General features: G+C 65.9%; 4 protein-coding genes and 1 pseudogene. All 5 read left to right on the plus strand.

Annotation, left to right across the window (positions count from 1 at the left end; genetic code table 11):
• A pseudogene (locus VF497_RS16130) lies at positions 1-503 on the plus strand (GTP-binding protein HSR1); the annotation flags it as partial.
• 88 nt (positions 504-591) lie between these two features.
• Entirely contained in the window at positions 592-1,227 is a 636-nt protein-coding gene (locus VF497_RS16135) for a YceI family protein (RefSeq protein ID WP_330890590.1), read from the plus strand.
• Between the two features lies 1 nt (position 1,228).
• The gene (locus VF497_RS16140; RefSeq protein ID WP_330890592.1) at positions 1,229-1,903 is read left to right on the plus strand and encodes a cytochrome b; all 675 of its coding nucleotides are present in this window, start codon (positions 1,229-1,231) and stop codon (positions 1,901-1,903) included.
• The gene (locus tag VF497_RS16145) at positions 1,836-2,387 is read left to right on the plus strand and encodes a YceI family protein (RefSeq protein ID WP_330890594.1); all 552 of its coding nucleotides are present in this window, start codon (positions 1,836-1,838) and stop codon (positions 2,385-2,387) included. The genes VF497_RS16140 and VF497_RS16145 overlap by 68 nt, the downstream gene beginning before the upstream one ends.
• Positions 2,388-2,405: 18 nt before the next feature.
• A partial coding sequence (locus tag VF497_RS16150) for an Era-like GTP-binding protein (RefSeq protein ID WP_330890596.1) occupies positions 2,406-3,047 on the plus strand: 642 nt, incomplete at its 3' end.

Below are 3,047 nucleotides of genomic sequence, written 5' to 3' on the forward strand. Positions count from 1 at the left end.
CAGCCGAACTCGAAGCCGGCTTGCGTGAGCGCGGGGCCGAAGCGGTCGTGGCCAAATACACGAAGCGCGCGGTGGTCGGCGCGCTCGCCGCGGTGATGCCGGGCAGCGATCTGGTCATCCAGGCCGTACTCGCGACCGGACTCGTACGTGAGTTGTCGAAACTCTATGACGTGCCCGTACGCGACATCGATATCGAGGCCTTCGTCGCCCAGGTCAAGCTGACGGTACGCACGAGCGCGTCGCTCGTGCTCGCGATCGCGGGCAACGCAGCCAAGGCATTCCCCGGCCTCGGCACGCTTGGCGGCGGCGTGCTGCACGCGGTCGCCTACGGCCTGATTTTCGACAGCCTCGGCCGCGCGGTCGCGACGACGCTGCGCGAACGCCACGCGTTAGATCGCGATGCGGCGGCCAGTGCACTGTCGCGCCTGCTCGCCGACACGAGCGCGGAACGGCTCAAGCGCATTGCGCAGTACGCGCTGGGCGGCGAGAAAGGAGAACCGTAGTGCGCTGGTCTCGTGCCTGACGAACGTTGAACACATCGTTCCATGGTTGATGCTTGTCCACGTCATTCCGGTATCGCATAGTCTGGCCATGACCATAGCCCGCGCCATCGCCGCTTTCGCACTCGCCGCACCCGCGGCGGCGCTGGCTGCCGCGCACGATTACCGGCTCGACAACGTGCATACGCAGGTGACCGCGAGCGCCAGCCACCTCGGTTTTTCGCAGCCGGGCGGACGCCTGCACGTGACCGGCGGCTGGTTCCGTTTCGATCCCGACGACTGGAGCACGGCGCAGGTCGACGTGACCATCGACGCGACGTCGATCGACTTCGGCAACGCGGCGTGGAACGACAAGTTGCGCTCGCGCGAATTCCTCGACGTCGCGCACCATCCGACCGCGCGCTTCGTCGCGGACAAGGTCGAGAAGATCGGCGAAAAAACCGGCGTCGCACACGGCAAGCTGACCTTGCTCGGCCTGACCCGCCCACTCGATCTCGCGATCACGCTCAACCGCGTCGCCGTGCACGCTTTCACGTTCAAATGGACCGCGGGATTCCAGGCCAGCGCGCAGTTCAAGCGCTCGGATTTCCGCATGACGAAGTACCTGCCCGATGTCGGCGACGAAGTCAGCATCCGCATCGAGGCCGAGGGCATTCGCGACGCCGACGCACAGAAGACGGCGCCAGCCGCAGACGCCGTATCCTCCGACAACACCAAGGAACCCTGACATGCCATTGAAGAGCGATTCGCAGCATTGGGGCAGTCTGGCTAAGACCTTCCATTGGCTGGTCGTGCTGCTGATCCTCGTGCAGGGCGTGCTCGGCCTGTACATGGTCGGGTTGCCGAAGCGGCCGAGCAGCTTCTGGTACTACAACCTGCACAAGTCGATCGGCATGACCGTTCTCGCGCTTGCCGTGCTGCGCCTGGCCTGGCGCTCGTTCGATGCGCGTCCCTCCGAACCCGCATCGACGCGGCATTGGCAGGCGCTCGGCGCACGCGCGGGCCACGCGCTGCTCTACATCTTGCTGTTCGCCGTGCCGCTGTCTGGTTGGTGGTTCGACTCGGTCGCTAAGTTGCGTCCCTTGTTTTTTTTCGGACTGTTCGAGATTCCATCCATCGCTGCGGCCAATGAGGATCTGAAACCGCTGGCACGTGAAACGCACGAGTGGCTGTTCTGGCTGCTCGTCGCGGTCGCGCTCGGCCACGCGGCGATGGCCTTCGTTCACCAATTCGTCAACAAGGACGGCACACTATCGCGCATGCTGCCCGGACGGCGCGCGCCTGTCGCTTCCGTCACCCGACCCGAACCCATTCCCCTCTCGCCGGAGAACGCTCATGTCGAAAACCCGCCTGCTGCTGCCATCCCTGCTGCTGATCCTGCCGCTCGCGACCCAGGCGCGTGACTGGACCACCGATCCCGCCCAGTCGACGCTGACCTTCAAGGGCACGTACCAGGGCGAAGGCTTCGCCGGCAAGTTCAAGAAGTTCGACGCCGCGATCAGCTACGACGAAGCGGACCTGGCCAAGGCGAAGTTCGACGTCAAGGTCGACGTCGCCAGCGTCGACACGGCGAGCAGCGAGCGCGACGATTCGCTCAAGGGCGACGAATTCTTCGATCCGAAGAAATTCCCGCAGGCGCATTTTGTCACCGAGTCGTTTGCCAAGACGGCCGACGGCGGCGTCGAGGCCAAGGGCAAACTGACGATTCGCGACAAGACCCAACTAGTCACACTCAAGTTGAAATTCGCCACGACCGGCGACAAGGCCACGCTCGACGTCGACACCGTGCTCAAGCGCGCCGACTTCGGCCTCGGCGCGAGCAGCGACTGGAAAGACATTGGCGCCGACGTGCCGGTGCATGGGCATCTGCTGCTGAGCGGCAAGTAACGGCGAGCGCAGGCATCGATGAGCGCTAGCGGGTTCTGGGACAAATTGCGCGCGCGCCTCGGCAGCGCGTTGCCACGCCCGGCGCCCGCCTCTTCCGGCGCGCACGTCGCGCAAACGAGCGAAGCGCTGCGCACTCTGCTCGAAGATCGGAGCGTGCCTGCGAGCGTGCGCAACGAACTGACCGACGACTTCGCCCAGGTCCAGGCACTGCTCGACAAGCTCGACGCCGGCGATCTGCACATCGCCGTATTCGGCCGCGTCAGCGTCGGCAAATCAGCACTGGGCAATGCATTGCTCGGGCGCGAGGCGTTCGCGACCGGCGTGCTGCACGGCACGACGACCGCGCGCAACGCGCAGCGCTGGCACGAGGTCGCGGGCCAGGGCCTGCATCTGATCGACACGCCCGGCATCAACGAACTGTCGGGCGAGGAGCGCGAGCGCCTCGCCTTCGATGTCGCCGCGATCAGCGACCTCGTCATCTTCGTCGTCGACGGCGACATGACCCAGAGCGAACTCGACGCGCTGCGCACGCTCGGACGAACCCAGCGCCCGCTGTTGCTCGCGCTGAACAAGGCCGACCGCTACACCGCCGACGAACGCGCGCGTCTGCTCGCGCGCCTGCGCGAGCACGCGGCCGGACTCGTGCGCGCCGAGGACGTG

Source organism: Rudaea sp. (assembly GCF_036383415.1).
Classification (GTDB): Bacteria; Pseudomonadota; Gammaproteobacteria; order Xanthomonadales; family Rhodanobacteraceae; genus Rudaea.